Raw genomic sequence first — 2653 nt, 5'->3', positions numbered from 1 at the left:
CCATCTACTGAGTGAAGTGAGAGAGATGACTGCCACTGCTACCGATCACGTAGCCGCAACGTCCGGTGCTACCGGTCGTATTGCACGTGTTATTGGCCCGGTTGTCGACGTCGAATTCCCGGCTGACGCAATCCCCTCGATTTACAACGCACTCACCACCGAGATCACTCTCAACGGTGAGACCCGAACCATCACGTTCGAGGTTGCCCTGCACCTGGGTGACAACCTGATCCGTGCCATCTCCCTCCAGGCCACCGACGGACTTGTCCGCGGTACCAACGTGGTGGACACCGGTGCCCCGATCTCCGTGCCCGTGGGCGACGGCGTCAAGGGCCACATCTTCAACGTGCTGGGCCAGCCCCTCGACGTTGCCGAGTCCGAACTCCAGATCAGCGAACGCTGGCCTATCCACCGCAAGGCTCCGGCCTTCGCGACCCTGGAAGGCTCCACCGAGATGCTGGAAACCGGCATCAAGGTGATCGACCTCCTCACCCCGTACATCAAGGGTGGCAAGATCGGCCTGTTCGGTGGTGCCGGCGTCGGCAAGACCGTGCTGATCCAGGAAATGATCACCCGTGTTGCCCGCAACTTCGGCGGCACCTCGGTGTTCGCCGGTGTCGGCGAGCGTACCCGTGAAGGTAACGACCTCTGGGTCGAAATGGAAGAGGCCGGCGTCCTCAAGGACACCGCCCTTGTGTTCGGCCAGATGGACGAGCCGCCGGGAACGCGCCTGCGCGTTGCACTGTCCGCCCTGACCATGGCGGAGTACTTCCGCGATGTGCAGAACCAGGACGTGCTGCTCTTCATCGACAACATCTTCCGCTTCACCCAGGCAGGCTCCGAGGTTTCCACCCTCCTCGGCCGCATGCCGTCGGCCGTGGGCTACCAGCCCAACCTGGCTGACGAGATGGGCCTCCTCCAGGAGCGCATCACGTCCACCAAGGGCCACTCCATCACCTCGATGCAGGCCATCTACGTTCCCGCAGATGACTACACCGACCCGGCTCCTGCCACGACCTTCGCACACCTCGACGCGACCACGGAACTTTCCCGTGAAATCGCTTCCCGTGGTCTGTACCCGGCCGTTGACCCGCTGACGTCGACCTCCCGCATCCTGGATCCGCAGTACATCGGCCACGGCCACTACAACACGGCCGTCCGCGTCAAGCAGATCCTGCAGAAGAACAAGGAACTTCAGGACATCATCGCCATCCTCGGCGTTGACGAACTCTCTGAAGAAGACAAGATTGTTGTCTCGCGTGCACGCCGCATCCAGCAGTTCCTCTCGCAGAACACCTACACCGCCAAGCAGTTCACCGGCGTCGAGGGCTCCACCGTGTCCATCAAGGACACTGTTGAAGGCTTCACCGCTATCTGCGACGGCGACCTTGACCACGTTGCAGAGCAGGCGTTCTTCAACGTCGGCGGCCTGGACGACGTCGAGCGCCAGTGGGCCAAGATCCAGGAACAGACCAAGTAATATGGCTGAGCTTGAGGTTGAGATTGTCGCAGCGGACCACTTTGTGTGGTCCGGAGCGGCCAAGATGGTCAAGGCCCGCACCAGCGATGGTGAAATCGGAATCCTGCCCGGCCACTCGCCCCTGCTGGCGATTCTGGCCGAAGGTGAACTGGCAATCGAGCCGGTATCCGGTGACCGCATCGCTGTAGTTGTTGACGGGGGATTCTTCTCTGTCGACAACAACAGGGTGGTCATTGTTGCTGACAACGCCCAAATGGGCGAAGCGGCTACTGCGGGGATCCGCTAGCACGACCTTGATGAACGATATTGGTTTGCCGTTCATCGTCCTGGCAACTGCGTTTGGGTTGCTGGTATTTGCACTGTGCCTTTCGGGGGTGCGCCGCTTCAATCTGCGGCGCGCCCTGGGCACGGTGGACGCCTCCATCTGCACGGCTGGAAACAGCTGGCAGATGGGGGTTTGTCGTTATCAGGACAACGACCTCGAATGGTTCCGCCTGGTCTCACTCAGCGTCCGCCCCAAGCACACCTTCCGGCGCAGTTCGCTGGAGCTGCTTGGCCGGCGCAAGCCGACCGAATCCGAGCTCCTCAAGGTCCAGCCCGACGCCGTCATCGTGGAGCTCCGCTACGAGGGCCAGCAGGTCCTCCTGGCCATGCGATTCGATGCCTACACAGGGTTGTCATCCTGGCTTGAGGCCGGACCCGTCATCGGCGTCGGCACCTGGCGCTAGCCCCGGTGGACTACCTCGATGGCCTTAGCCTGGTCGACGGCCCGGTGGTGTGGATCGTGTGGGCAGCCGCCGCGGCGGGCCTGGCCTACCTCCTTACGCACGTTGCCCTCCGGCACACGGGTTTCCGGCGCACGGGCCGCCGCGCTCCCGGCGCGGCCGTGGCCGTCGCGGCTGCCATGACCCTGCTCGCCGCGGCGCTCGTCGCGGCCGTGCACTGGTTCCTGCTCTACGCCGTCACCGTCTTCCCTGCCGAACTGCCGGGGGAGACCCTGGCCTGGTCCGTTGCCGGCGTCCTCGCCCTGCTGCTGTGGCTCATGCGCCTGCTTGGACTCTGGGGCCGCGGACGGACCGGCACTAATCCGACCGGCACTATTCCGACCGGCACTAATCCGACCGGTACTAATCCGGGCCGTAGCCGTCGCTGGCGTTCAGGCGCAGCAGCCAC

General features: G+C 63.5%; 3 protein-coding genes and 1 pseudogene. All 4 read left to right on the top strand.

Going from position 1 to position 2653, the window contains the following annotated elements:
- Positions 1–25: 25 nt before the first annotated feature.
- Entirely contained in the window at positions 26–1480 is a 1455-nt protein-coding gene (gene atpD, locus LQV45_RS24935; protein WP_230009306.1) for a F0F1 ATP synthase subunit beta, read from the top strand.
- A gap of 1 nt (position 1481) precedes the next feature.
- Positions 1482–1766: a F0F1 ATP synthase subunit epsilon gene (locus tag LQV45_RS24930; protein ID WP_018775711.1), complete on the top strand. Its 285-nt coding sequence runs from the start codon at positions 1482–1484 to the stop codon at positions 1764–1766.
- Positions 1767–1776: 10 nt separating this feature from the next.
- Positions 1777–2208: a DUF2550 domain-containing protein gene (locus LQV45_RS24925; protein WP_223916017.1), complete on the top strand. Its 432-nt coding sequence runs from the start codon at positions 1777–1779 to the stop codon at positions 2206–2208.
- Positions 2209–2213: 5 nt separating this feature from the next.
- Positions 2214–2653, top strand: a pseudogene (locus tag LQV45_RS24920) (esterase); the annotation flags it as partial.

The organism is Microbacterium sp. Bi128, from assembly GCF_918698205.1.
Note: the sequence above shows the minus strand (reverse complement) of the source record. Positions and strands in the feature narration are given on the sequence as shown.

Coding starts and splice junctions, on each gene's coding strand:
- atpD (WP_230009306.1), top strand. CDS start 26: ATGACTGCCACTGCTACCGATCACGTAGCCGCAACGTCCGGTGCTACC.
- LQV45_RS24930 (WP_018775711.1), top strand. CDS start 1,482: ATGGCTGAGCTTGAGGTTGAGATTGTCGCAGCGGACCACTTTGTGTGG.
- LQV45_RS24925 (WP_223916017.1), top strand. CDS start 1,777: ATGAACGATATTGGTTTGCCGTTCATCGTCCTGGCAACTGCGTTTGGG.